General features: G+C 65.3%; 21 protein-coding genes, 1 tRNA gene and 1 pseudogene. 6 read left to right on the top strand and 17 right to left on the bottom strand.

Features of this window, described 5'->3' with window-relative positions; translation table 11 throughout:
• The first annotated feature begins 488 nt into the window (after window positions 1-488).
• Entirely contained in the window at window positions 489-2,090 is a 1,602-nt protein-coding gene (locus FQK05_RS11545; RefSeq protein ID WP_158966851.1) for a TniQ family protein, read from the top strand.
• Window positions 2,091-2,254: 164 nt separating this feature from the next.
• Here the strand turns inward: FQK05_RS11545 and FQK05_RS11540 are convergent.
• The 3 genes from FQK05_RS11540 to FQK05_RS11530 all read right to left on the bottom strand — a co-directional run bounded on the left by FQK05_RS11540 (window position 2,255) and on the right by FQK05_RS11530 (window position 4,378).
• Window positions 2,255-2,331, bottom strand: a tRNA-Arg gene (locus tag FQK05_RS11540).
• Window positions 2,332-2,388: 57 nt separating this feature from the next.
• Window positions 2,389-2,859, bottom strand: coding sequence for a GNAT family N-acetyltransferase (locus tag FQK05_RS11535; protein WP_158966849.1), 471 nt, complete (start codon window positions 2,857-2,859; stop codon window positions 2,389-2,391).
• Between the two features lie 301 nt (window positions 2,860-3,160).
• Window positions 3,161-4,378: an MFS transporter gene (locus tag FQK05_RS11530; protein WP_158966847.1), complete on the bottom strand. Its 1,218-nt coding sequence runs from the start codon at window positions 4,376-4,378 to the stop codon at window positions 3,161-3,163.
• Window positions 4,379-4,643: 265 nt separating this feature from the next.
• Here FQK05_RS11530 and FQK05_RS11525 point away from each other — a divergent pair, with 265 nt between their 5' ends.
• Complete coding sequence (locus FQK05_RS11525) at window positions 4,644-5,480, top strand: hypothetical protein (RefSeq protein WP_158966845.1); 837 nt, start codon at window positions 4,644-4,646, stop codon at window positions 5,478-5,480.
• Window positions 5,481-5,643: 163 nt separating this feature from the next.
• Window positions 5,644-6,318: a TIGR02466 family protein gene (locus FQK05_RS26065; protein ID WP_158966844.1), complete on the top strand. Its 675-nt coding sequence runs from the start codon at window positions 5,644-5,646 to the stop codon at window positions 6,316-6,318.
• A gap of 353 nt (window positions 6,319-6,671) precedes the next feature.
• On the opposite strand, the pseudogene FQK05_RS26060 reads toward FQK05_RS26065, so the two are convergent.
• From FQK05_RS26060 to FQK05_RS11485, 7 genes and pseudogenes are all read right to left on the bottom strand, one after another.
• A pseudogene (locus FQK05_RS26060) lies at window positions 6,672-6,971 on the bottom strand (cysteine peptidase family C39 domain-containing protein); the annotation flags it as partial.
• A gap of 56 nt (window positions 6,972-7,027) precedes the next feature.
• A complete protein-coding gene (locus tag FQK05_RS11510; RefSeq protein WP_158966840.1) occupies window positions 7,028-7,609 on the bottom strand; it encodes a hypothetical protein in 582 nt (193 codons plus the stop codon).
• 3 nt (window positions 7,610-7,612) lie between these two features.
• Complete coding sequence (locus tag FQK05_RS11505) at window positions 7,613-7,831, bottom strand: hypothetical protein (RefSeq protein ID WP_158966838.1); 219 nt, start codon at window positions 7,829-7,831, stop codon at window positions 7,613-7,615.
• Between the two features lie 6 nt (window positions 7,832-7,837).
• Complete coding sequence (locus tag FQK05_RS11500; RefSeq protein ID WP_233270466.1) at window positions 7,838-8,350, bottom strand: hypothetical protein; 513 nt, start codon at window positions 8,348-8,350, stop codon at window positions 7,838-7,840.
• A gap of 263 nt (window positions 8,351-8,613) precedes the next feature.
• Window positions 8,614-12,312 (bottom strand): hypothetical protein, encoded by a 3,699-nt coding sequence (locus FQK05_RS11495; RefSeq protein ID WP_158966834.1) that lies wholly within the window; start codon window positions 12,310-12,312, stop codon window positions 8,614-8,616.
• A gap of 21 nt (window positions 12,313-12,333) precedes the next feature.
• Entirely contained in the window at window positions 12,334-13,425 is a 1,092-nt protein-coding gene (gene grrM, locus FQK05_RS11490) for a cyclophane-forming radical SAM/SPASM peptide maturase GrrM/OscB (protein ID WP_233270502.1), read from the bottom strand.
• Window positions 13,426-13,461: 36 nt separating this feature from the next.
• The gene (locus FQK05_RS11485; RefSeq protein WP_158966830.1) at window positions 13,462-13,770 is read right to left on the bottom strand and encodes a hypothetical protein; all 309 of its coding nucleotides are present in this window, start codon (window positions 13,768-13,770) and stop codon (window positions 13,462-13,464) included.
• Between the two features lie 151 nt (window positions 13,771-13,921).
• Here FQK05_RS11485 and FQK05_RS11480 point away from each other — a divergent pair, with 151 nt between their 5' ends.
• Together FQK05_RS11480 and FQK05_RS11475 are read left to right on the top strand one after the other, a co-directional pair.
• Entirely contained in the window at window positions 13,922-14,488 is a 567-nt protein-coding gene (locus FQK05_RS11480) for a hypothetical protein (RefSeq protein ID WP_233270465.1), read from the top strand.
• 366 nt (window positions 14,489-14,854) lie between these two features.
• Window positions 14,855-17,017 carry an esterase-like activity of phytase family protein gene (locus FQK05_RS11475; protein ID WP_158966828.1) on the top strand — a complete coding sequence of 721 codons (2,163 nt, stop codon included), beginning with the start codon at window positions 14,855-14,857 and terminating at the stop codon, window positions 17,015-17,017.
• Between the two features lie 46 nt (window positions 17,018-17,063).
• On the opposite strand, the gene FQK05_RS11470 is transcribed toward FQK05_RS11475, so the two are convergent.
• The gene (locus FQK05_RS11470) at window positions 17,064-17,720 is read right to left on the bottom strand and encodes a glutathione S-transferase family protein (protein WP_158966826.1); all 657 of its coding nucleotides are present in this window, start codon (window positions 17,718-17,720) and stop codon (window positions 17,064-17,066) included.
• 390 nt (window positions 17,721-18,110) lie between these two features.
• On the opposite strand from FQK05_RS11470, the gene FQK05_RS11465 reads away from it, so the two are divergent.
• Window positions 18,111-18,371, top strand: a complete 261-nt coding sequence (locus FQK05_RS11465; protein WP_199252637.1) for a VOC family protein — start codon at window positions 18,111-18,113, stop codon at window positions 18,369-18,371.
• A 41-nt stretch (window positions 18,372-18,412) separates the two neighbouring features.
• Here the strand turns inward: FQK05_RS11465 and FQK05_RS11460 are convergent, their stop codons facing one another.
• From FQK05_RS11460 to FQK05_RS11435, 6 genes are read right to left on the bottom strand one after another with little or no spacing between them, the layout of a single operon-like run.
• The gene (locus FQK05_RS11460; RefSeq protein ID WP_158966824.1) at window positions 18,413-19,429 is read right to left on the bottom strand and encodes an ABC transporter ATP-binding protein; all 1,017 of its coding nucleotides are present in this window, start codon (window positions 19,427-19,429) and stop codon (window positions 18,413-18,415) included.
• Window positions 19,426-20,430 carry an ABC transporter ATP-binding protein gene (locus FQK05_RS11455; RefSeq protein WP_158966822.1) on the bottom strand — a complete coding sequence of 335 codons (1,005 nt, stop codon included), beginning with the start codon at window positions 20,428-20,430 and terminating at the stop codon, window positions 19,426-19,428. Before FQK05_RS11455 ends, FQK05_RS11460 begins: the two co-directional genes overlap by 4 nt.
• Window positions 20,427-21,326, bottom strand: a complete 900-nt coding sequence (locus tag FQK05_RS11450; protein ID WP_158966820.1) for an ABC transporter permease — start codon at window positions 21,324-21,326, stop codon at window positions 20,427-20,429. The genes FQK05_RS11455 and FQK05_RS11450 overlap by 4 nt, the downstream gene beginning before the upstream one ends.
• Window positions 21,323-22,309 (bottom strand): ABC transporter permease, encoded by a 987-nt coding sequence (locus FQK05_RS11445; RefSeq protein WP_158966818.1) that lies wholly within the window; start codon window positions 22,307-22,309, stop codon window positions 21,323-21,325. Before FQK05_RS11445 ends, FQK05_RS11450 begins: the two co-directional genes overlap by 4 nt.
• 35 nt (window positions 22,310-22,344) lie before the next feature.
• A complete protein-coding gene (locus tag FQK05_RS11440) occupies window positions 22,345-23,910 on the bottom strand; it encodes an ABC transporter substrate-binding protein (protein WP_158966816.1) in 1,566 nt (521 codons plus the stop codon).
• Window positions 23,911-23,959: 49 nt separating this feature from the next.
• Entirely contained in the window at window positions 23,960-24,718 is a 759-nt protein-coding gene (locus tag FQK05_RS11435) for a sulfite exporter TauE/SafE family protein (protein ID WP_158966814.1), read from the bottom strand.
• Between the last annotated feature and the right edge of the window lie 21 nt (window positions 24,719-24,739).

The following is a 24,739-nucleotide window of genomic DNA, read 5'->3' as shown; positions in this document are numbered from 1 at the left end:
CTTCCCTCATTGAAATGCCCCGCCGGCTTGTCCGGGAAGAACAGGGATTGCACCGGTCCCCGACGCCGGGCCACCGAAAGCCGGTTGTCCCGGCCATCCCACAACAACCGGCAGTTGGCGCCACAGAGAGAATGCACGGCAATAGCGACATTGACCCGATCGCGCCGTGGTGTCGATTTTCGTTGCGGTTCCAAAGACGCGTCAGCCCATCGCACAGGGCTACGTGGCCATCGGCTAGAACGATGTAGGCGACCTGACCAGAATCCCGGCTGACCGGGAGACCTGCAAGGAAGCCGTGGCGCGGGCGTATCCGGACAAGAAACCCGGCGCCATTCCCGTCGATGCCGGCACGATCTACAAATTTGTCCATGTCATCAAGGCAGACGACATCGTCATCTATCCGTCGATGTCAGATCGAATGGTCAATATCGGACGCTTTACTGGGGCGATCACCTATCACGAAGATGACGGCTATCGGGGACGTCCGAATGCGGTTTCGGGGAGAGGTGTTCGTCTCGCGGGCCCTGCGCAATCCCGTCATTCGCGGCTGTCCTCATTGCCTGCGCGCGCAAGCGAACGGCCAGCCCCATCCATTGCGGCACGTTGCGTTGCCGGGGGACTGGCTGTGTCGAGGCGTCGATATCTGCCTGCAACATTGCCATCCCCTGGCCCCCTTGTGGACGCGGTCGCGCCCCATCGAACGCGACGACACCGGGGCCAGGCTGGCCGAGATCCTGTCCGATCTTTCGGCAGGTTCATATGACACGGAACACGTCGCACCATCCGATTATGATCTGTGGATCGATCGTCGTTTGTCGCAAGGCGCGGATGACACCTGGCTGTCATCCCAGCCGCTGTTTGCGGCCATGACGTTCTGCGATCTGGTCGGCGCAGCCCTTCTGCGCAAACGGGGAGAGGAAGCGGACGGCCGGAGGGCAAAGGCTGCGGGTTTCGCCCACGCATCCCTTGGCCCCGACGACATCCGAAACGCACTGGACAGTCTGACGCGCTCCGCTGATGGAGGGCACATGGTGACGAAGGGCGAACTGGGGCCGCTCTTCGAGATCCCCGGTCATTCCTATCGCGATGATGTTGCCTTCGGCGGCCTTCGCGACATCCTCAGAAGCCACCTGCTGGACGTCTGGCCCCTGTCACCAGGCGAAGACCTGCTTGGCGAGACCGTAACAGAACGTCGGCTCCGTTCCCTCCTGTCCGCCAGCAGGGAAACAGGCATCGGCACGGCGGTTCTCAACGACTTCCTGACGGAAGCCGGAGCACTCTCACCTGATGACCGGCGCGCCGATGCACGCAAGACCTTTCAAGCCCCACCCTGCCAGGCGCTTCTGGATGAAATTCCGACATTGGTCGGGCCAATTGCGATGCGCCGGGCGATCGGCGCCACCCTGGCCGAACTGAAGGCGCTGGAGGCGGACGGAATCCTTGTCCCCAAGACCAGGGTCGCCACGATCAAATCGCCTTGGCGGATTGCAGATGGGCTGTCTCTTGTTGAGGAGCTGGAGGCTTGCGCGGTGCTTCTGGACGGGGATGCGCCCGGCTGGGAAACGATCCAGCTCGCTCACAAGCGGCTGGGGATACCTGTCGGACGCATCATGGCGGCCGTCAGGGCCGGCGCCCTGCGCCTTGGCAAACGTGCCGATGTGTTCGGATACCATGGCTTCGTCGTGGACATTGCCGAGATGGCTGCCCTGAAGGAGCCGAAGCTTCCAAGGGGCGAACCGCCGCCCGTGGTGGACGGGGTGAGCGCGACGGCCTTTGCCAGATCCGTCGGCATCCGGGGCAAGGGCAATTTCCTGGCCCTGGTCGAAGGTGGCTACACGCCCGCTGTCGAGGTCTTGCACCCGACCACCAAACGCCCGCAGTGGCGGATGGATCGCGATGATATCGCTGCGTTCCATGCACGTTTCGCCACGCCAACGGTCCTGGTGGCGGAAACCGGCGCGCATCGGAACACGATACTGGCGGCCCTGAACGCGTTGGGTATCGAGGCATTCCAGCCAAGCGGGCTGAATATCGGTCCCATCTATCTTCGAAGCGACCTGGAGCCAGCCTTGCGCCTCTTGAAGGCATAAGGACTGCGAGGCGCGTTCGCGCGCTGGCATGACATGGAAGACGTGTTCAATATCAGCGCGCTGAGATGAAGCTCATCCAACAGCGCACGTCCCACTTGACAGGGGGTGTGCATGAAAACCGCCAAATCGTGCAAGCTTATGGTGCATTAGCACTTAGTCGGCACTGGCGGGCCGTGAAGGATTCGAACCCTCGACCCCAGGATTAGAAGTCCCGTGCTCTATCCAACTGAGCTAACGGCCCGCAGTGGCGACGTTGCAGTCCATGCCCCAAATCCGGGGGCAGGTCAAATGCGGCAGGTCAGCCCTCCAGATCCAGGGTCATGAACACGCTTTCGGGATCCGGGACGTAGTCCGCGAAGGGTTTGCAGAAGGTGAAACCGGCCCGGATGTAGAGGCCACGGGCGCTCACGAAGTTCCCATCGGACCCGGTTTCCAGGCTGACCCGACGCAGGCCCGTGGCGCGGGCATGGGCCAGCAGATGGTCCAGCATCGCCGCCCCTGCCCCGCGGCCGCGGGCCTCGGCCACGACATGCATGGATTTAAGCTCGCCCTCGCGGTCGCCAAAGCGTTTCAGAGCCCCCATCGCCAGGGGCCTATCGCCATCCCAGAGCAGGAAGAAGTCGACATCCGGCCCCGCTAGATCGGCCCCGCTCAGTGCATGGACGCTGCCCTCGGGCGACTGGGAGTACATCATCTGAAGGTGACGCGCGACAATCGCTCCGGCGACCTCTGACATCGGGTCGGCCGGGCGCACCTTGAACACCGGCATGGAAGGGGTTGTAGATCGGGAACGATTCAGGGCCAAGTTTCGGATTTTTGTTTTTGTATCAGATGCTTGAAGTAAGACCCAAAGTGCCTGGATGTCAAGATGCGGCCAAATCGGCAGTAAGATCCGGCCGGATCGTCCCATGAAACGTGAAAAGCCCTCCGAAGCGGGCTTTTTAAGCAAAAGTGCGGAAGGTCGTTTGATCCAGGCGAGCTCTACCTATCAGGTCGTCCAACTGGGCACGAAGGCTGGCGACGACATGGTGGCCGGGAGGGTGCGTGCTCCGCACGGACCTTGCCCCGGCTCACTCGTAACCCGTCCGCCGTGCGTCCCAAAGCGTTACCGCGAACAGGACGAACCCCGCCGCGCTCAGGGCCGCCCCGACATAGCCCGACACCTCGAACCCGTGCCCCGCGGCGACGGCCCGCGCCGCCAGGAACGGCCCCAGGGCATTGGCCACGTTAAAGGCCGCATGGTGTAGCGATGCCGCCAGCTGCTGCGCGTCGCCCGCCACGTTCATCAGGCGCGTCTGCATGACGGTCGAGACGCCGCCCAGAACGCTCATGCACAGGACCGCCAACGCCATGGGCCAGAGGCCCAGGCCCACCGCCGTCGGGAACAGCACCAGCACCAGCGCCCCGCCGCCGAAGGCGATAAAAGCCGTCAGGTTCAGGTTCCGGTCGGCCATGGCCCCCATGACCAGGTTGAAGATCGTCATGCCGATGCCCGCCACCATCAGCACCAGCGCGACCTCGGTCTGGGACCGGCCCAGCGTCGTGATCACGGTGGACGCGATGTAGGTATAGACCGCGAAGAACCCGCCGAAACCGATGGCGCCCGTGGCCAGCGTCAGCCAGACCTGCCGGTTCTTCAGCGCGCCCAGTTCGCGCAAGGGGTTCGCATCCGGATCGGCCGGTGTCCGCGGCGCCTTCAGCCAGACCGCGACGGCGGTGGCCAGCGCCAGGAAACCCACGATCACGAAACCCGCGCGCCAGCCGATGAACTGACTGATCCAGCTGGCCGCCGGCACACCGACAGTGGTGGCGATGGTCAGCCCCAGGAAGATCCGCGCCACGGCCGAGGCACGCCTGTTCCGCGGCACGATGGATGCCGCGACCAGCGCCGCCACCCCGAAATAGGCGCCATGCGGCAGCCCCGACAGAAAGCGCGAGGCGGTGAACAGACCGAAAGTCGGCGCCAGCGCCGACAGCGAGTTGAAGACGGCGAAGGCCAGCATGAGCCAGATCAGCAGCAGCCGCTTGCGCATCCTGGCGCCCGCCACCGCCAGCACCGGCGCGCCCACGACGACGCCCAGCGCATAGGCGCTGATCGCGTCGGCGGCCCTGGCCTCGCTGACGCCCAGGTCAGCGGCAAAGTTCGGCAGCAAGGCCATCGACGCGAATTCCGTCGTGCCGATGGCGAAGCCGCCCATGGCCAGCGCAAACAGCACCGCCCCCACCGGAGCGCTGCCCGGCCGGTCTGCCGCCGCCTGACCCGCGATTTCTGCCGTCTGGTCTGTCATGAAGGGTCTGCTTCCTGTCTCGGGCCCATGTCGCGGTCCCCCGGTCATCAAGCCTCCCCTGGCCGACCTCTAGCCGCAGTGCAGCATTCCGGCAACCGAAGGATGCCGCTCAGCCCCCTGCGCCGGATTGCACATCGGCGTCCGCCCGCCAGGGTTGGCCGGATGACCAGATCCGGCCTCCCTGCCGGTCCTGCCTGCCGCCGATTGCGCGAAGCCCTGGCGCCAGGTAGGCTGTCCATCAGACGGACCAAAGCGGAAACGCCAGATGCGCCCTTTCCCGATCCGCGGGACCGGCCCGGGCGGTGCGGTCCCGATGCTCTGTCGCCTGGCCCGCGTCGCGCTGACCGTGGCACTGCTGCCTGCGGGTGCCGTCGCGGCCGGGGACCCACCCTTCGACTCCACTGCTGACACCGTCTTCGACATCATCGCGACAGACGATCCGTCGACCTATCTGTGCCTTGCGGATGCGGGCCGCGGCCTCCGGCAGATGTGGGACAAGCGGCGGGGTGCCGAATTCGATCTGGACGCATTCCTGTTCGCCGCGCCTTTCATCGAAGGCCCGCCCGTCGAGATCGTGGTGAACCCCGAATTTGGCACCGCCACAGCCGCCCGGGCCGAGGCCCTGCGCTATGCCCATCCGCTGGGGCAGCTGCCGCTGGTCTTGCGCGAAGGCATCCGCCAGTTCGGCATACACAGGGGCAATCCGACCTATTCGGCAGGACCCGGCAAGGTCTTCGTCTATGCCGGCCGGACCGATCTCCGGATCGGGGAAAACCATCTGGAGGAAAGCCTGCTGCACGAGGCTGTCCATGCCTCCTTCGATGCGCGCTTCGAGCAGACGGCGGTCTGGGCGGCGGCGCAGAAGGCCGATCCGGGCTCCGTCACCCCATACGCGCAATCCCGGCCGGTTGCCGAGGATCTGGCCGAAACGACGCTCTTTGCCTATGGGTTCGCCACACACCCGAACCGCATTCCACCGGTCGACACCGCGGACACAAGGGCTGTGGCCCCAGCCCGGCTGGCGCTGATCGCGACCTCCCTCGAAGCACCGCCCCTGACGGATCCGGTGGGGCCGGACCCGCCGGGCGGATGCGCCCCCTGACCTGCCGCACCGGAAATACACGTTTTCCATACGGGACTTTCGTTCCAGAATATGGTCGGTAGTTGTCAATATTCTTTAGAATTGTCTGAAAGTCCTTTTCGAAGGAGTTTTTGCCGTATCCGCCTCGACCATGTCTGTCAGTACCGATGCCGGTCAGGATTCCATGCGTCGCGACGATTATTTCCCGACGCTGGTATATTCGACCAAGTTGCAGGATACGGATGCGATGAACCGCGATATCCTGGCCGCGATCCAGGACGAACGGGACCGCGACAACCAGGGGATCGAACGGTCGAACTTTCGGTCGCTGGGGGGCTGGCACAGCCACAACAATCTGCACAAGGATCCGAAGTTCCAGCGCCTGACCCGGCGGGCGGAACAGATGTGCGCCGGAATCTCGTCCGACCTGGGCTATGACAGGAACCGCTTCCTGGAAGTGACGACGATGTGGTCCATCGCCAATCCGCCGGGCAGTTCCAACCGGGCGCATATCCACCCCGGCGCGCTGTGGAGCGGCGTCTTTTATGTCCAGGCCCCCGAAGGCGCGGGCCAGATCGAATTCATCGATCCCCGCACTGTGCACCTGATGAATTCCGCCACCTTCATTCCGAAGCAGCGCCGCAAGATGGAATGCTGGACCAAGGTCAAGCCGGTGGCGGGCAAGATGCTGTTCTTCCCCTCGTGGCTCTATCACTCGGTCGAACCGAACCTGCCGCCGGGCACCGGCAACGTCGTGCCCGTCCGCGCCTCGCGCGCGATCATCAGATATTCGAAATCGGCCTGCGTCGCGTCCTGTCCCGGCCCGAAGATCCGCACCGGCCCGAGGCGGGGCCGATAGTCCTCCGGCAGACCGTCCAGCGCCCGGCGGACGATATCCGCCAGGATCAGCCGCTGTTCCCGCACCGTCAGGTCCGGTTGTTGCAGCGTCATGGTCAGCCGTTCGATCCCGTCGATCCGGAGGTCCCTGCCTTCGCGGCTGGGCACCAGTTCCGGCTCTGCCAGCAGACGCTGGCAGAGCAGCAGCCCGATTTCCGCCAGCCGCGAGGTCACGCCCATAAGGAACAACGCCCGCGGTTCCCACCGGTCGCGTCCGTTGCCGCCGACGAGGCCGCCCGCAGCACCGCATGCGATGCCGCCGCGTGCTGCCGGCAGGGTCGAACTACGGCCAGCACGTCGCGGCACCTGCAGCTTGTGCCCGGAATAAAGCGCCGCGAAATCGGCCTGCGCATAGAACACCGGCCCCATCCCGGGATCGAAGACCAGCACACTATGATCCGTCGCCGCCAGCCGCATGACATCGTGCTTCTGCGACATGTGCAGGATCGCCTCGCCTTTCACCCCTGCCACCTTGTCGGCGGGCACGGCCAGCGCGTGGGCCTCCACACCCGCGTTTTCCACGGTATAGACCCGCAGCGTTTCCAGGTCCGATCCGATCCGGTCGGGGTCCAGCGCCTCGACCGCCGCCACCGGGTCCGCGGGGCGGCCTAGCAGGCGCAGGACGGTCAGGGCGCAGGATCAGCGCCGGCAGGGCCTTGGTCCAGAAGCGGCTAGATCGCAGCATCTCGGTTCAGCAGGAAATTGAACAGCGACTGGCGCGCCAGCGGGAAGGTCAGCTGCACCACCGCGCCGGGCAGATCCCGGATTTGCGCCGCCGCCTCCGGATCCACGCCGACGACCACCTGGCTGAGACCCCCCAGCCGCAGCATCTTGCCCGCCAGCGACTGGTTGCCCAGCCGGATCCCCAGTTCCGCCGTGTCGACGGTCGAAAAGTCGCGCTGCAGCAGGTGCCCCTGGAACACGATCTGCGCGCCCGTCCTCGCGTCGCTGATCGACCCGCGCACCGGCTGGCCGGGCCGCAGCACCACGGCGTGCCGGTTTTCCAGAAAACCGACGATCTCGTCCTGCGGCGCGTCCTCGTCTGCCGCGTCAGCCTCTGGATCGGCGATGTTGCCCACGACCAAAACGGGATCGTCCTGCACGTCGCGGGCGCCGGTTTCCAGGATGGTCAGGCGGCTTTCCATCGGCGGCAACGGCACGAAGACCGAGGTCACGTCGACTGCCCCAACCGGGCGCGTGTCGATATAGACCCTGTCCACCGCGATCCCCGCCGCCCGGAACGACGCCGTCACCGCCTAGGGATCGGCGGGCAGCGCAAAGGCGACCCTGTCGGTGCCATGGCCCAGAACGACCCGACCCGAAAGCGGCGCGCCGTAGATCAGCAGGGTCAGCGCGGCCACGGCTTCGCGTTCTGCCAGCAGCCGCACCGTATCGCCCTTGCCAACGTTGGCGCGGCTGGCCTGCATGGCGCGCATGTCCACCGCCTCTCCGGCCGCGATTGCCACCTGGGGCACGACCAGCTAGGCTAGGTATCCGGCCTCGGCCCGCTGGCTGGCACGCAGGACCTTCAGTTCCGCCAGCTGCGCGTCGCTGCCTGCGATCTTGTCGGTCAGGATGTCGATTTCCGCCTGGCCGATGGCGTTCGAATAGCCCAGCGTCTGCAGTTCCTTCATCAGGTCGCGGATCGTCTTTTCCGATGAAAACCGGGTGCCCTGGCTGGTGATCACCGACAGGCGGCTGGACTGGATGCTGTCCAGCATCGATGCGATCTGCTGGGCCGGCATCGAAGCATTCTCGCCCGAACGGTTCAGCAGGTCCTCCAACAGGGCCAGTTGGTCGGCGGTGGCGTCACGTTTGGCGATGTCGCGGTCCCGGTCGACGGTGATCTTCGACGCTTTTTCCAGATAATCCGTTTCCACCTTATGGACGAAGCCCGGCAGAAGCTCGTCGATCAGCAGGTCGCATTTTTCGGGGGTCGAGAGGCTGTCGAAATCAAGCCGCGCGTGGATCGACCGGTCGAAGGCCGCGGCCACTTCCGCCTCCGGGCGGATGCAGGCCAATAGCGCGTCACTGCCCGGGGGGCGCGACCAGTTGCGCCCGCCCCGTCGCGACCGCGCGGCAGGGAAACGGCCTTGCCCATATAGCTCTGGCTCTGATCGATGAACTCCATTGCGGCCCTTCCGGTGCGATGCAAGCGAACTGTCGTAAGAGCCCTAGCCGCTGGGGCCCCCGGGGCCAAAGGCCGGAATCGCGGCAATCACCGCGGGACCGGGGACCGCCCCAGCGCCTGCGCCGATCAGTTCGCCGTGTCCCCGTCGCCGTTGGGCATCACCCAGCAGGGCCGTTCATATTCGCCGTTCAGCATGTAGCGCGGGCGGAATGGCAGTACCTTGACCTGGCTTGGCTGGGTCACGCCTTCCGAGGTCCAGACCTCCACCCTGCGAATTTCGAAATATCGCTCGGGCTTGTTCAACTCGGACAGAACCGCGCTGTCGGGCTGCGGCGGCGGGCGTCCTCCGCTGCCGCCATAACCCGCCTGCCGCGCCGCCCCGGCGTCCTTCCGGGACGTCATGTCCCGTGTCTGGTCCCGGGGCACATCCCCCGCGCGCTGGTCCTGCTCCGACCTGCCGCCCTCCGTCTCCGCATTCCCGGTCTGCGACAGCCGCGCCGGGGCATTGTCATCCCCGGTCCCGAAGTTGAGGAGCTTGTCCATCCCCAATTCTGTCAGGGCCTTGTCCTTCTGGACGGCCGGTGCGATGCATTTGAACTTGGCCACGATGCCGCCCATGTTGGGAAGCACCTCGATCTCGTCCTGCCATTGTTCGCCCAGCATAACCATCGGGTTCTTCCACAGCCTGTTGCCGGCCAGCCGGATCGCTGCCGGGCGCCCGGTTTCCACCTGGTCGACCGCGTCCTGATCGGCATCCAGATAGGGCGCGCGGATGATGAAAAAGCCCATCCGCTGCAGGACATCGTGCGCCCGCGACGGAAGCGGCAGCAGCAGCGAACGTATCCGCGGCTCTTCATCGGGGTCCGTAGGACCGGCTGCGGGACCGTTGTCGTCCGGGTCCTGATCGCAAATGTCGCCGATATGCAGCGACGTCCGCATCCGCGACGGGCGCACCCAGCAGGTGTTCACCTCAAGTTCCAGATGCCCCCACCAGCTGGGCAGAGAGATCATCGCCGACAGGGGAACGTTCATCGGCACATGCGCCTTCACGCCGCTCCACGACACGGCCCGGGGCGAGACGATCCAGGCAAAGCTGGTCGTCTGCGACCGGCTTCGGATCGCCGCCCAGGCCAGATCCTCCAGCGTCAGGTTTTCCAGCGTGCTGCAGGCTGGCCCGCCAGTGTCGCTGTCTACCGCTGCGGTCCCGTCCGCCCCATCCGGTTCCGGGCCGGGGCCGCATTCGGGATGACGCTCGGCCGCAAGGGCCCGGATCTGATTCAGCCAGTTCCGGGCGCGCGTGTCTGCCGGGCCGCTTCCGATTTCCGAGAATTCGGCCCTGGCCTGGCTGACCAGATCGACGAAGGCCCTGCCCCATCCCGTCGCACGGTTCACGCCTGGCCCGCCCGCCGACAGGTCAAGCCGCAGGTCGTCCAGCAATTCGCTGATGAACCGGCTGCAATAGTAGGTCTCGTTCTGCCTGGGCAGCGCCGGCGGACCGCCCTGACCGAACTGGGATTGCAGGAAGGTCCCGGACCGCCCCCAGTCCGTCATGCCGTAGATGTGATCGGTTTCCTGCAGGCCGGCCTCTTCGTAGTCCCGTCCGGCATCGATGGTCATCGCATTCCCCGTCAGCTTCGCCAGAACGGACGACAGGCTGCTTTGCACCCCTTCGGATTTGAAGGTCGACAACCTCTCGCCACTGCGGGGCCAGACCGCGTAACTGCGGACATGCGAAAAGCAGCTGAGCTCCAGGTACAGCCGCAGGGCTTCCTGACGCCCGAAATCGCTGACGTCCGGCATCGATGCCGGACCCGCGGCACCAACCGGACCCGCGACATATTCGGTATAGCTTGTCACCCGCGGCTGACAGCTGCCCAGACTGCAGGACCGGGGGATGCTGAACTTGAAGTAATCGCCCAGCGTACGGTTCCGGACGATGGAATCCATATGCGTCGTTTTCAGCAGATCGCGGACCACGAAGGCCAGCCCGATCTCTCCGACCTCAGACTGGAAATTCGCCATCTGTGTGCCAAGGCTCTGGATCTGAAGCAGGCTGTCGCCGCATTTCTGGCGGTCGTCCAGATCTTGCCAGTCGATCGCCGACGACCGCCCGGCCGCCATGCGTGCCAACATCCGGCCCACCTGATAGCCATGAAGATCCAGGCAGGGACCATTGATCGTCGCGGCGATCTCGACTGACAGGGCGTCAGGTTCCTCGAACCTTTCGGGTCCGGCCAGCAGCGCCAGCGTTCCAAGAAGACGCAGCCGGGCGATTGTCGGCAGCTTGTTCCTGAACACGCAGGGCGGCTGAAACAGCCGATGCAGGATCTGGTCCAAATTGTGCCGTGCCAGCATCGCGTGGTCGGACGGGCGGCCGGAAGAAGCGCCGGCAACGTTCGGCTGGCTTTGTGCGATCTGTTCCTCGAGAGCCTTTTGCGCATCCAGATAGACCGTCGCACGCTTGTTCAGGATCTCCGGGGCAAGCGTCATCAGATCGGAAAGCTGCCCGCAGCGCGACACCAGGTTTGCCGCCGCTACCTCAAGGAATGCACCTTGCGACGCGTGGCTTGCGGGGGCCGGGACATCGCCGGCCGCAGCTGCGGCGTCACCGGTGCGCCCCCGGCGGCCCCCCGCCCCATCCCCGGCCAGTCCACCATCCCCGGCCAGACCCAGGGGCGGAAGCAGACCGTCGATCAGAGGCTGCAGTCCGGTATTTTCGATCACCGAGCTGATGTATTGCTCGGCCCGCTTGCGGGCCTCCTCGTCGGCGATGGCCGCCGTCTCGACTTCCATGGCCCACAGGATCTGATCCATCCGGTCGCCATTCAGCCCGAAAAGCCCGGCGTAATAGGCCAGCAGATCGTCAAGGATCTCCAGTTCCCGGTCCCGCAGATCCGAATACCGCTGGTCCAGACGCAGGACCAGACTGCGGTCGCTCATCAGGTTGTTGACGATGCTTTCCAGCTCGCGCCGGGTGTCTATCATCAACTGGCCATAGTGGTTGAACAACAGCCGCACGTCCTGGGGTTCGCGCACCGTCATCGTCACAACCGCCAGGCTGTCGCTGCGGGATCGCGCCGGGCTGATGTGAAGGTTGAAGTTCATCCGGTGCAGCGTGTTCTCGCCAAGGTCGTGGGTATCGTCCAGGATATTCTCGTACCGGCGGACCGACAGCGCGTCGCGATAGGCTTGCGCGGCCTCCACCTGCTTCAGGGGGGAACGGTTGAACAGGCCCTGCTTCTCGGCCATTTCCAGGAAGGCCTTGCTGTCGGCGGTCTGTGCGTCGGCCTGCGTGCCGTCGGCCGCGACGGCGGCGCTGAACTCGGCCAGTGTCCGGCTCATCTGGATGCGGTCGGGGCGCGCGAACTTGCCACTTTCCAGGTACTTGTCCACATCCTTCAGACGGGCGTCGATCCAGTTGTTTTCCTTCAGCCGTTCGTTGATCAGCCTTTCGCGGGTGAACAGCTGCGGCGTGTCGACCACGATCACGCCTTCGGAATCCGGGTCGTGCGGGGACCAGCCGAAGATCCGCGTGTCCATGACCCGGCTTTCGACCTGTTGCAGAAGCCAGGGGATCGGCAGGACGTAGATCACAAAGAAAAAGGCCACCAGCCGCCACATCCACCAGCTGATCGACAGCCCGGAAATCCAGCCCGCCGTCCTGCTGACGCCCGCCCCCGTCGCGGTGGCCGCACGCGACAGGCGGGACGGCCGTTTGTCCGCCGCCGGCCGTGTGCCGGCATTCGATTCCGGCCGCCGGGTCCGGTCGTCGGGGTCGGAGGTTTCGCCGTCCGGCCCTGTGCTGTGCTCCGTGTCGTCCGCCATGGCCGATCCTCTTCGCCGCCGTCAGGACACCAGGGTCCGGTCCAGCAATGTCTCGTACAGCGCCCGGATCGCGTGGTCGCAGTGCTGGGTCCGGCCCACGCGGAAGGTGCCGTATTCGCCCAGCTTGTTGGACGGAGAGCCGCCGCCGCAGACGCTGAAATAGGCGCAGGTCCGACGGCAGATCGCATTGCCGATCTCGATGTCCCGCTGCGCCTTCAGGAAGGCCTTGTGCAGGAACATGTCCGAAAGATCGCTCATCGCGCCGATTTCGCCAAAGTCGAAGCTGCCGTATCGCGTCGACGTGGTGCCCAGCAGTTCCGGTGAAAAGGTCGACACGGCGCCGCCCACCCCGACCGAGACGATGGCCCCGGCCGTGTTCTCCTGGTTGCGCGACGGCCCGGGCCGGCCGGTCATCCGGGCCGAAGCCAGGAAGCGTTCCCGCTCGCGCACCAGCGGCGGTTCGGGCGCGCGGTCGACCTCGTCCAGGAAGGCGTCCAGGAAACGGCGATAGCGGTCCAGGCTATCCGGAGCATGGAGGGTGGACGTCGTGTTCTCTCCCTCGGCTTCCTCGACATTCAGGCCGATCCAGCGGGCGCCGGTGTCGACCAGCGCGCGGGCCATGTCGCGCGGATACTCCATCCCCGCGGCCGAAACGACGGCGATCACGTGAAACGGGATGCCGGCGCGGTTCAGGCGATCGATGCCGGCCATGGTCCGGGCATGGGTGCCCCCGCCCGACCGGGTGCGGCGGAACCGGTCGTGGATCGCGGCCGGCCCGTCCAGCGACACGCCCACGCCGATGCCCGGGCGCCTGAAATGGTCAATCCAGCCGTCGTCGATCAGCGTGGCGTTGGTCTGGAAGGATTGCCGAAGGATTCGCCGCTGGCCCGCACGCTCCAGCCTGTCCGTCGCGGCAACATACCAGTCGGGCGGCAGCACGCAGGGTTCGCCCGCATGCCAGACCACGGTGGTTTCGTCATCGAAAAGCCGGCCGCCCAGGATGGTGCGGCCGATGGCCTCCAGCACGCGGTCGGACATCACCGCCTTTCTCGATCTCCCGGGTAGGTAGCAATATGAACAATCCAGATTGCAGAACGGCGTCGGCTGCAGCACAAGCAATTGAATTGCGGGAATGATCGACACGGTGCCTCAGGAATTCAGCCAGTTGAACCAATTGCGCCAATTGTTCCAATTGGGCCAGTTCCCCCAATTGTACCACTGGGCCAGTTTCGGGGTCTCGCCTTCGGATTTACCTTCTTTCGACAGCGCGGCGCGGGCCTTTTCCATCCGGTTTTCGAAATCTGCCCGGGCCGTTAAATCCTGCGTACCCCTTTGGTGCGCCGATCCTTCGGCGGCCCCAATAAGGCAAACGACAAGAACTCCAAACTGCGCCAGAAACCAGCGGACCCTGTGCATTTCGATAAAATCCAATTCTGCAAAACCAGATAAATTTAGCATAAATTCGCCAATCCCGCAATTGAGGGTTGTCTTTACTTGACTTGGGAAAATCCTGGGCCACCGGCCCGCCCGCCCTTGCTTTCCGTCCCTTCCACGGTCAGATCGGCACGGCATAGGGCCCAGGCCCCGCACAATTCCCAGAGGAGTCCGGATGTTCCCGTTCAAACCTTTCGCGGCCCTTGTCGCCACCGGCCTTGCGATGACCGCCCTGCCCACCGGTCCCGCGGTCGCCCAGCACATGGACCACACGGCCCACATGTCGGGCACCGGGTCCGCCTTGCCCGTCGAACCGGGCCAGGGTGCCTTTGCCGCGCTGTCGGAGATCGTGGCGATGCTGTCCGCCGATCCTGATACGGACTGGAGCCGCGTCGACATCGACGCGCTGCGCGCCCATCTGGTCGACATGAACCGGCTGGTGATGGACACCTATGTCCGGTCAGAACCCGTGGACGGCGGCTTGCGGATGTGGATCGCGACCGACGGCCCCGGGGGCGAGGCCGCGACCCGCATGGTCCCCGCCCACGGCGCCATTCTTGCGGCCGAAACCGGCTGGGTCTCGGACATGGGAAGCGACGGCACCGATATCGTCTGGACCGTGACCGGAGGTGCCGGGGATGATGTCAGGATCCGGGCGCTGGGATTCTATGGCCTGATGGCCACGGGCGACCATCACCGGATGCATCACATGGGCTTGGCCCGGGGGATGCCGGTTCACTAGACTGCAGACCCCGACTGAAAGGTCCCGTCCGACAGCCGGCCAGCAGGCGATGCCGGCCTTCGGCAGATCCGGGCCACGCGACACCTCCTATCGCCAGCGGCCTGGGGTCAGGGTCCATTCGTCTGGTTTCGTGCGACCTTGGAACCGGACCTGACACCGGGTAGCCTGATCCGGGGCCGGTTGCGCGGGCAGACGCTGCCGGTCGCCTGGGGCCAGTTCACGATGCAGCCGGCAGTGGCGCCGGTCGCCCCCGGACCGGTGAAAGGCCGCGAAGTTCACCCTGCCGACACAAGACCGTATCCGAACCGTCATGAAGCGCCCCCACCAAGCGTCGAGTTGTGACCGCCTGATCAGGGAGTGGGATGAATGTCCTTCAGATTTGCCTGCCTTGCCTCTGTCATTGCGCTGTCCCCTGGGTCGGCTGCAGTGGCCGAACAAAGCTTCAACCGCATCGCCAGCTTTGCCACGCCCGCCAACATGGCTGCGGGTCAGGATACCGCGCACGAGACATCGGCCGAGATCGTCGACGCGACCGCGGATGGCATGACACTAGTCTATACCGACAGCCCGCTGGGCGTGATCGGACGGATCGACATCACCGATCCCGCCAATCCGAAACCGCTGGGCAACGTGAAGCTGGGCGGAGAGCCCACATCCGTCGCCATAATCGGCAACACGGCCTTCGTGGGCGTGAACACGTCCGAAAGCTACGCTAACCCGTCGGGCTATCTGGGCGTGTTCGACGCCAAATCGGGTGCCGAAAAGGCCCGCTGCGATCTGGGCGGTCAACCCGATAGCGTGGCGGCCGCCCCTGACGGCAGATTCGTCGCCATAGCCATCGAGAACGAGCGCGACGAGGATCTGGGCGATGGCCGTACCGGCCAGATGCCCGCCGGTTTCGTCGTGCTGATAGATGTCGCCGATGAAACCTTGGCCTGCGACAGCCTGCGCAAGGTGGACCTGACGGGCCTGGCCGAGATCTCTCCGGAAGATCCGGAACCGGAATATGTCGACATCAACGCCGATAACGAGGTTGTCGTCACCCTGCAGGAAAACAACCACCTCGTCCTCATCTCGAAGGCGGGCGAGGTCCTGGCGGACTTCCCCGCCGGCCGGGTGACGCTGGCGGAGATCGACACCCAGGAAGAAGGCGCGCTGGTATTCAGCGACACGCAAGAGGACCTCCCGCGCGAACCCGATGCGGTGACCTGGATCGGCACCGATCACTTCGCCATTGCCAACGAAGGCGACATGGACGGCGGCACCCGCGGCTGGTCGATCTTCGACCGGGCCGGCAATGTGGTCTATGACAGCGGCAATGCCTTCGAACGCGCCCTGGTCGAGATCGGCCACTACCCGGAGAAACGGTCGGGCAACAAGGGGGTAGAGCCCGAGTCCATCGCCTTTGCGCAATATGGCGACGTGCCGATGGTCTTCGTCGGCTCCGAACGCGGGTCCATCGTGGGCGTCTATGATGTCAGCAATCCCGCTGCCCCGGTGCTGAAACAACTGCTGCCCTCGGGCATCGCGCCGGAAGGTATCCTGCCGATCCCGCGGCGGAACCTGCTGATCACGGCCAATGAAAAGGACGAAGGCGGGCCGCGCGCGCATGTCATGATCTACCAGCTTGGCGAAGGCCCGGCGAAGTATCCACAGCTGACGTCCAAGGGCACCGACGACCTGATCGGCTGGGGCGCGATTTCCGGCATGGCCGCGGGCGAGGACGGGACCGTCTATGCCGTCAACGACAGCTTTTATGCCATGCAGCCCACGATCTTCGTCATCGACACGAAGACCACGCCCGCCCGCATCACCGACGCCATCCGGGTGACCCCCGGGGGCCGGCCCGCGCAGAAGCTGGACCTGGACCTGGACCTGGAAGGCATCGCCCTGGACGGCAGGGGCGGCTTCTGGCTGGCGTCCGAAGGCAACAGCGCGAAACAGGTGCCCCACGCACTGTACCATGCCGCCGCCGATGGCGCGGTAGACAAGGCGGTCCCCTTCCCCGCCAAGCTTCTGAAACACGACGTCCGGTTCGGCGCCGAAGGCATGACCCGCACAGGCGACACGCTGTGGATCGCGATGCAGCGGGAATGGAAGGACGATCCCAAGAACACGACGAAGCTTGTGGCCTACAACACCGAAACCGGCGACTGGGGCGCGGTCCTTTATCCCAAGGACAAGGTCAAACGGGGCTGGATCGGCCTGTCGGATATCGAGGCCCATGGCGACCACGTCTACCTGGTGCAACGGGACAACAGGTTCTCGGACGCAAAGGTGAAACAGATCGCCCGCGTGTCTATGGACCAGATGGTGCCCGCGGCCCTTGGCACCGACCTGCCGGTCGTGACCAAGGAAGTCGTCCATGACCTGATCCCCGATCTGAAAGCGAACGGCGGCTATGTCGTCGACAAGATCGAAGGCCTGGCGATCTTCCCGGACGGCACGGCCTGGGTGTCGACCGACAATGACGGCGTCGACGACAGCTCGGGCGAGACGTTCTTCTGGACCATCGGCAAGCTGAACTGATCCCGGGACCCGGCCGCCGTTTCATCCGCGGCCGGGGTTTTCGGGCTTACAGCAGCTCGAACGCGCCCTTTTCCTGGGCGCGTTGGTAAGCGGGACGCGCCTCGATCCGCTTCACGAATTCGGCCAGTGCGGGGCGGCCCTGCGCCGCGTTGGTACGGGCGACGGCGGCCTGGACCGGGAAGCTCATCATGACGTCGGCCGCCGAAAAGTCGCCCGCGAACCAGCCCGTCTGTGACAGCGCCCTGGCCCAGAGGTCGAAAAGCCCCGGCAGCGCCGGTGCGACCAGCCGGTCGTCCATCTGCTTGCCGATGGCCCTGGCGATGGGCCGGATCAGCGCCGGCGCCAGCTGACCCATCCGGGAATAGACCAGACGGTTGGTCAGCAGCGGCATGACCGACCCCTCGCTGGAATGCATGAAATAAAGGTAGCTGACCCAGACCGCCGTGCCCGGTTCAGGCCTCAGCCCCTTGGGCCCGTACCGTTCCAGCAGGTATTCGACGATAGCCCCGGTTTCCGCCAGCACCAGATCGCCGTCCTGGATCACCGGCGACTTGCCCAGCGGGTGGATCTTGCGCAGCTCTGCCGGGGCCAGCATGTCGGGACCCCGCTTGTAGACCTTTAGGTCATACTCGACCCCAAGCTCCTCCAGCAGCCATGCGACGCGATGGGCGCGGGATTTTTCGAGGTAGTGAACGGTGATCATCGACGGGGCCTCCGGACCGGTTGTCTGAACCATACGGTTCAGGTGTAGCACCGGATGCGCCTGGGCCAAGGTGCCGTTGCGTCAGAGCGCGCCTGTCCGCCGATTGACGCGGCCGTCGCCGGCGATATGCCGCCCGCATTCGAAACAGGTTAGGCACGGGACGGTTGGCCCTGCCCCCGCAATGCTGGTCCTTTCCGATGCACCGGCATCGGCCCTGAACTGTCACAGCGCAAGGAATGCCTTGCGACCCCAGAAAGAGTAGGACCGCATGCAGCCGCAAATCTATGCCATCACGCGTGGCGTTTCCGAGCTGTCCCGGGCCGCCGCTATTTTGGCAACGGATCCAGCTGAACCCCGCTTTTCGACAATGCCGAGAGCGCCTTCTGCCAGATGAACGGACTGGTCTTTGGGACCTTCGTGAAACCGGCGTTGGAGGTGGAGATGAACCGCCCGGCCGGACCCACGCCCGGCGCCTTTACGCTGGCCCACAACGTCGCCTTGGCCAAGGACGCCGATGCAGTCATCGAGCGGTTGCCCCTTCATGGGCGCCAAGCCCTGCGCCGGGCCGATGCGCCGCTGTGTGGAGGGTATCGCGGTTACGTGCCCGACCCGGACGGGCATGCCTGGGAAATCGCGGGGAACCCGGCCTGAAGCTTCGACACCGAAGGTCACATGACCTTCGGCGCCTGGATTCAGGCGGCGCTTTTCAGCTCGGGGATCGGCGGTTCCAGTTCGCCGGCAAAGTGGCAGGCCACGCGGTGACCGCCGCCGAAATCGCGCAGGGCGGGCGGCTCGGCCTTGCACTTCTCGGTCGCGAAGGGGCAGCGCGCGGCAAAGCGGCATCCCTTGGGCGGGTTCGTCGGGCTGGGCGGTTCGCCCCCCAGCAGCGGACGTTTCGCCAGCGCGCCGCGTTCGGCCTCGGGCGACAGCGCTGCGGCCATCAGCGACCAGGTATAGGGATGTTTCGCCTCGGCAAAGAGCTTGCCCACCGGGGCGCGTTCGACGAACTGACCCAGATACATCACCCCGACCTCGTCGCAGATGTACTGCACCACCGCCAGGTCGTGGCTGATGAAGACATAGGACAGCCCCATATCCTGCTGCAGCTTGCGCAGCAGGTTCAGGATCTGCGCCTGGATCGCCACGTCCAGCGCCGAGACCGGTTCGTCGCAGACGATCAGGTCGGGGCGCGAGGCCAGCGCGCGGGCGATGCACAGGCGCTGCCGCTGGCCGCCGGAAAACTGGTGCGGGAATAGCCTGCCCGCATCGCGGTGCAGGCCCACGGCGGTCAGCATTTCCTCGGCCACCTCGTCCCGGCCCTTGGCGTCGCCGATGCCCAAGAGATCCAGCGGTTCACGGATCGCGGCGCGGGCCTTCTTGCGGGGGTTCAGGGACGAAAACGGGTCCTGGAACACCATCTGGAACCTGGCCCGCGCGTCCCGCAGGCTTTCGCCCTGCAGGCCGGAAATCTGGAGGTTCTTCAGGAAGACCGACCCTTCGGTGATCGGCACCAGCCGCATGATCGCCTGCGCGATGGTCGACTTGCCCGACCCGCTTTCGCCGACGATGCCGAAACAAGTGCCCTTCTTGACGCTGAAGTTCACGCCATCGACGGCGTGAACGATCCGCCGCCCGCCGCCGGGCGCACGCCCCGTGTCGAAATGGACCTTCAGCCCGTTGACGCGCAGGATGTTGTTTCCGTCGCTCATGCCAGCACCTCTGCCTTGGTCTTCCAGCACATGGCCGCGTGGCCCGGCTCTACCTCGGTATCGACCGGGACGGTTGACCGGCAATGCGCATCCGCCAGCGTGCAGCGCGGCGCGAAACGGCAGCCCGACGGCATCTTGCCCAGCTGGGGCACCATGCCCTCGATCTCCAGCAGCGCAGGCCCCTGCCCGCTCGCAGCCGCGCCCAGACGCAGGCGCGGCGTGCAGGACATCAGGCCCGACGTATAGGGATGCGCCGGATGGCGCAGGATCGCGGACGCGGGCCCGTGTTCGATCCGCCAGCCGGCATAGAAGACGGCCACGTCATCGGCCAGTTCCGCCACCGCGCCCAGGTCGTGGGTGATCAGCATGATCGCGGTTCCCGTTTCCTCCTGAAGTTCGCGCATCAGGGCAAAGATCTGGGCCTGCACGGTCACGTCCAGCGCCGTGGTCGGTTCGTCGGCGACGATCAGGCGCGGCTGGCAGGCCAGCGCCATGGCGATCATCACCCGCTGGCGCATGCCGCCGGAAAATTCGTGGGGATAGGACCCCAGCCGCGCCTCCGCTCCCGGAATCTGCACCGCCTTCAGCATCTCGATTGCGCGCTGTTCGGCCTTTGCGGTATCCAGCCCCTGGTGCTGGCGCACGGCCTCGGCGATTTGTTCGCCGACCGTGTAGACGGGGTTAAGCGACGTCATCGGCTCTTGAAAGATCATCGAGATGTCGTTGCCGCGCAGCTGGCGCATGCGGGCCTCGGACGCCTTGGTGATATCCTCGCCGTCCAGCAGGATCTGGCCGGAGGTGATCTGGAACCCCGGCGGCAGCAGGCGCATGATCGCAAGCGCGGTCATCGACTTGCCGCAGCCGCTTTCGCCCACGATGCCCATGGTGGTGCCGCGCCGGATCGAAAGGGACACGTCGTCCAGCACGCGGATCATGCCCGCGTCGCCCTTCATCTCGACCGTCAGGTTGCGGATTTCCAGGAAAGGGGTGTCGTCGGTCATCCGCGTTTCCTCGCCCTTGGGTTCAGTGCATCGTTGATGCCGTCGCCGATCAGGCTGATGGCCAGCACGGTGACGAAGATGGCCATGCCCGGGCAGGTCACGGTCCACCAGGCGTCCAGAAGGTAGTTCTGGTTCTGCCCGATGATCAGGCCCCAGCTAAGCGTGTTGGGATCGCCCAGTCCCAGGAAGGACAAGCCCGCCTCGAAGAGGATCGAGGCGCCGGTGACAAGGGCCGAGGACACGATGATCGGCGGCAGCGATCCCGGCAGGATCACCCGGAACATCAGGTAGCTGTCCCGCGCCCCCGCGGCGCGGGCCGCCTTGACGTAGTCCAGGTTGCCGATCCGCATGAATTCGGCGCGCGTCAGGCGGGCGATCTGAGCCCAGCCGACGACGCCGATGGCAAAGATGATCGTGGTCAGCGACGGCGCGAAGATCGTCACCAGCACCATGGCCAGCAGCAGCGACGGCAGCACCTGGAAGAATTCGGTGAACTTCATCAGCGCGGCATCGACCCGGCCGCCGAAGAAGCCCGCGAATGCGCCGACGACGACGCCGATGACGATGGTCATCACGGCCGACACGGCGCCCACGATCAACGTCACGCGGCCGCCGACCAGGATACCCGCCAGGATGTCCCGGCCCAGGTAGTCTGTGCCCAGCGGCGTGCCGTCGCCCGGGGGCGACAGCGGTATCCACACCATTTCGTTCGCGTCGACGCCGTAAAGCGCAGGCCCGAAGATGGTGCCGACCAGCACGATCAGCAGCAGGATCATCCCCGCCGCCGCGGCCTTGTTCTTCAGGAAGATGACCAGCGTCTCGCGCAGCGGGTGGTCCGGCTTGGCCGCCGGCGGGGGCACCAGGTTGCTGTCAGGGGCAAGGGTATCGGTGTTCATGCCTTGACCTTCCTCATGCGGGGATCGATCCAGCGATAGGCGATATCGGTCAGCGCATTGGCGATCATGACCAGAATGGCGGAAAACAGCAGGATCCCCAGCAGCGTGGTATAGTCCCGCCGCAGGATGGAATCGTAGGCCAGCCGGCCCAGACCCGGCCAGTTGAAGACCGCCTCGACCAGCACCGCACCGGCAAAAAGCTGGCCGAACTGCAGGCCCACCATGGTGACGATGGGGATCAGGCCGTTCCTCAGCCCGTGTTTCCAGACGACCTTGCCTTCGGGCAGGCCCTTGGCGCGGGCGGTACGAATATAGTCCTGGCCCAGCACCTCGATCATCGAGGTGCGCGCCAGCCGGCTGTAAAAGGCGATGTAGATCGTGGCCAGCGTCACCGCCGGCAGCACCAGGTGGTGCAGGATGTCCAGATAGTAGCCGATACCGTCGGGTCGGCGCATGGAATACATGCCCGACACCGGGAAGATCGGCCAGATCGAGGCGAACAGGATCAGCAGCATCATCCCGATCCAGAACACCGGCGCCGAATAGCCCACCAGCGACAACACGGTCACGACGTGAGAGCCCATGCCGTCCGGCTTCCTGGCGGAAAAAGTCCCGGCAAGGGTGCCCACGACGACGGCCACGACCAGCGCGCTCATCACCAGAAGGACGGTTGCGGGCAGCCGTTGCAACAGAAGCTGCGTCACCGGCGTGTTGAAATAGTAGGAATAGCCCAGGTCGCCCGTCAGCACCTTGCCGACATAGACCCCCAGTTGTTCCAGCACGGGCCGGTCCAGCCCGTACTGCGCCCGCATCTGGGCGATCAATTCCTCGGATGCGCCGCCCATCTCGCCCACGATGACCTCGACAGGATCGCCGGGGGCCATCTGGATCAGGAAGAAATTGAAGACCACCACCGCCATCACGAGGAGGAAGGCCTCGATCAGCCGTTTAACTGTGGCCGTTACCTTCTGGTATGTGTCCATCGGTGGTGGTCCCTTTCCGCCCGTCTAGGTGCCGGTCACTCTTTCCAGCGCAGGTCGTCCATCGGTGCCACGGCCCCCCAGATCCCGTCCGGCACGCCGACCAGGTCCTTGTTGTAGACGGTGCTGTAGGGGATGACGTTCAGGAAGTAGATCGGGCTGTCGTCCACCACGATTTCCTGGAATTCGTCATAGAGCGCCTTGCGCTTGGCCGGATCCACCTCGGTTGCCGCGGCTTCCAGCAGTTCGTCGACCTTCGGGTTCGAATATTGCTGCGTGTTCGACCAGATGACGTTCGGACGGATGTTCGACGTCATGTAGGTCCGGTTCACACCGATGACCGGATCGCCCCAGTTGAACACCTGGTCCATGGTCAGGTCGAAATCATAGCTGGAAATCCGCCCGGCCCAGGTCGGGAAGTCCGGCGCCAGCCGCAGTTCCAGGCCGATGCCGACCTTCTTCAACTGGGTCTTCATGTATTCCAGGACGATGCGGCCCATTTCCTCGTTCGCGGCGGTGGTGTCGCCGGTGATCGTGAAGCGGATGCCGTCGGCACCGGGTGCCAGCCCGGCTTCGTCCAGCAGCGCATTGGCCTTGTCGAGGTCCAGATCGTAGCCTTCGACGTTTGCGTTCGCCAGCGGCGAGCCCGGCACGATCGGGCCCGGCGCCACGGGCGCCTGCCCCTGCAGCAGAACGTTGGCGATGAAGTTCCGGTCGATCGCATAGTTGATCGCCTGACGGACGCGCACGTCGTCCAGCGGCGGCTTCTTGGTGTTGTAGGCGATCCAGTTGATCGGGCCGATGGCGGCGCCCAGGTCGCTTTCGACGACCAGGTCGTCATTGCCGCTGAGGCGCTTCAGGTCGCGGGGCGAGGCCAGGAACGGCACCATGTCCACGTCGCCGCGTTCCAGCGCCAGCAGCATGGACTTGGGATCCGGGAACATCTGGACATAGATCTCGTCCAGATAGGGCTTGCCCTCGATGAAGAAGTCTTCGTTCTTGGCCAGCTTGTAATATTCGCCCTGCTTGTATTCGACGAACTTGAACGGGCCCGCACCGATTGGCGCCAAGTTGGCCGGGTTCTGCTGGATCTCGCCGTGGTCCGGGCCGTAGATGTGTTCCGGGATGATCGGCATCAGCGTCGGCGACATCGCCAGAAGCAGCGCGGGATGGGGATGTTCCAGGTGGATGACCACTGTCAGCGGGTCGGGCGTGTCGACCGACGCCACCGGCGCCAGCATGGTCTTGAACGGGTGGTTGGCCTTGATCGTCTCTATCGAGAACTTGACGTCTTCCGAGGTCAGCGGCTCTCCATCGTGGAACTTCACGCCGTCCTTCAGGTGCAGCGTCACGGTCAGCCCGTCGTCCGAGGTTTCCCAGCTTTCGGCCAGATAGGGCTCGGGCTCCCAGCTTTCGGAATAGCGCAGGGGCGAGGCAAAGATGCTGGACGCCGGCATGAAGGTGAAGATGCCGGACTGGATCGCGGCGTTGAAGTGGCGCGGCACGCCGACCGAGCCGATGACGACGGAACCGTCGGCCCAGGCGCTGCCCGCGGTCACGGCCGCCATGCAGGTGGCCGCCAGGAAGGATTTCCACTGTTTCATCTGTTTCGTCTCCTGTTGGTGTTTTGGTTGTTGTTGTTCGTAGGTCTGGTCATCCGGTAAAGGCCGCCAGCCCCCGCGCGCCCGAGGCAAGGGCCGTGGCCAGCAGGACCAGCATGGCCAGCCGGCGAAAGCCGGTTTCGCTGGTGCGTTCGAAAAGCCGCCCCCCGAACCAGGTGCCGAACAGCATCAGCGGCAGCGCCACGGCGGTCATGGCCAGCGTGTGAACGGTGATCAACCCGCCCCAGATCAGGCCGGGAATGGTCATCAGCGAGGTGGCGAAGAAGAAGATGATCATCGACGCCCGCGCCCGTGCCGCCGGCAGGTCGGTGGTCAGGAAATAGGCTACCGCCGGCGGCCCCGGCATGGCGGCAAAGCCCCCGCACAGGCCCGCAACCGCCCCCGTCAACGTGGCCAGCCCCAGCGACGGCGGTTTGCGCGGCCCCTTGGGTTTCCGCAGCAGCACCGCCAGCCCGATCAGGATCAGAAGGGCGATGGCGATCCGCAACATCGTAGGGTCCAGCCACAGCAGCAGCGTGACCCCGAAGGGCGTGCCGATCACGGCGCCCGCGATCAGCCTTTTCAGGACCGGGGTGTCCCAGGTCCCTCGCATGGTGAAGGTGTCGCGGCAGCCCACGGCGCATTGCAGCAGCACCGCGATGGTCACCGCCTCGGCCGGCGGCAGGAAGAACGAGATCGCAGGCACCGCCGCCAGGGCAAAGCCGAAACCTGTCAGTCCCCGCACCACGGCCGCTGCCAGCGTCGCCAGGCAGACAAGCCCGGTGTCGGGCCAGATGAACAGGTTTTCCATCTGCGATCCGCTCCGCCATCG

The organism is Chachezhania sediminis, assembly GCF_009765275.1.
In the GTDB taxonomy this organism is placed as follows: Bacteria; Pseudomonadota; Alphaproteobacteria; order Rhodobacterales; family Rhodobacteraceae; genus Chachezhania; species Chachezhania sediminis.
Note: the sequence above shows the minus strand (reverse complement) of the source record. Positions and strands in the feature narration are given on the sequence as shown.

What these genes read in the sequence shown, in the direction of transcription:
- FQK05_RS11495 (WP_158966834.1), bottom strand. Translation starts at nt 12,312, where the DNA reads ATGGCGGACGACACGGAGCACAGCACAGGGCCGGACGGCGAAACCTCC.
- FQK05_RS11465 (WP_199252637.1), top strand. Translation starts at nt 18,111, where the DNA reads ATGAACGGACTGGTCTTTGGGACCTTCGTGAAACCGGCGTTGGAGGTG.
- FQK05_RS11485 (WP_158966830.1), bottom strand. Translation starts at nt 13,770, where the DNA reads ATGCTAAATTTATCTGGTTTTGCAGAATTGGATTTTATCGAAATGCAC.
- FQK05_RS11545 (WP_158966851.1), top strand. Translation starts at nt 489, where the DNA reads ATGCGGTTTCGGGGAGAGGTGTTCGTCTCGCGGGCCCTGCGCAATCCC.
- FQK05_RS11435 (WP_158966814.1), bottom strand. Translation starts at nt 24,718, where the DNA reads ATGGAAAACCTGTTCATCTGGCCCGACACCGGGCTTGTCTGCCTGGCG.
- FQK05_RS11445 (WP_158966818.1), bottom strand. Translation starts at nt 22,309, where the DNA reads ATGGACACATACCAGAAGGTAACGGCCACAGTTAAACGGCTGATCGAG.
- FQK05_RS11440 (WP_158966816.1), bottom strand. Translation starts at nt 23,910, where the DNA reads ATGAAACAGTGGAAATCCTTCCTGGCGGCCACCTGCATGGCGGCCGTG.
- FQK05_RS11525 (WP_158966845.1), top strand. Translation starts at nt 4,644, where the DNA reads ATGCGCCCTTTCCCGATCCGCGGGACCGGCCCGGGCGGTGCGGTCCCG.
- FQK05_RS11530 (WP_158966847.1), bottom strand. Translation starts at nt 4,378, where the DNA reads ATGACAGACCAGACGGCAGAAATCGCGGGTCAGGCGGCGGCAGACCGG.
- FQK05_RS11460 (WP_158966824.1), bottom strand. Translation starts at nt 19,429, where the DNA reads ATGAGCGACGGAAACAACATCCTGCGCGTCAACGGGCTGAAGGTCCAT.
- FQK05_RS11450 (WP_158966820.1), bottom strand. Translation starts at nt 21,326, where the DNA reads ATGAACACCGATACCCTTGCCCCTGACAGCAACCTGGTGCCCCCGCCG.
- FQK05_RS26065 (WP_158966844.1), top strand. Translation starts at nt 5,644, where the DNA reads ATGCGTCGCGACGATTATTTCCCGACGCTGGTATATTCGACCAAGTTG.
- FQK05_RS11475 (WP_158966828.1), top strand. Translation starts at nt 14,855, where the DNA reads ATGTCCTTCAGATTTGCCTGCCTTGCCTCTGTCATTGCGCTGTCCCCT.
- FQK05_RS11470 (WP_158966826.1), bottom strand. Translation starts at nt 17,720, where the DNA reads ATGATCACCGTTCACTACCTCGAAAAATCCCGCGCCCATCGCGTCGCA.
- FQK05_RS11455 (WP_158966822.1), bottom strand. Translation starts at nt 20,430, where the DNA reads ATGACCGACGACACCCCTTTCCTGGAAATCCGCAACCTGACGGTCGAG.
- FQK05_RS11535 (WP_158966849.1), bottom strand. Translation starts at nt 2,859, where the DNA reads ATGCCGGTGTTCAAGGTGCGCCCGGCCGACCCGATGTCAGAGGTCGCC.
- FQK05_RS11480 (WP_233270465.1), top strand. Translation starts at nt 13,922, where the DNA reads ATGTTCCCGTTCAAACCTTTCGCGGCCCTTGTCGCCACCGGCCTTGCG.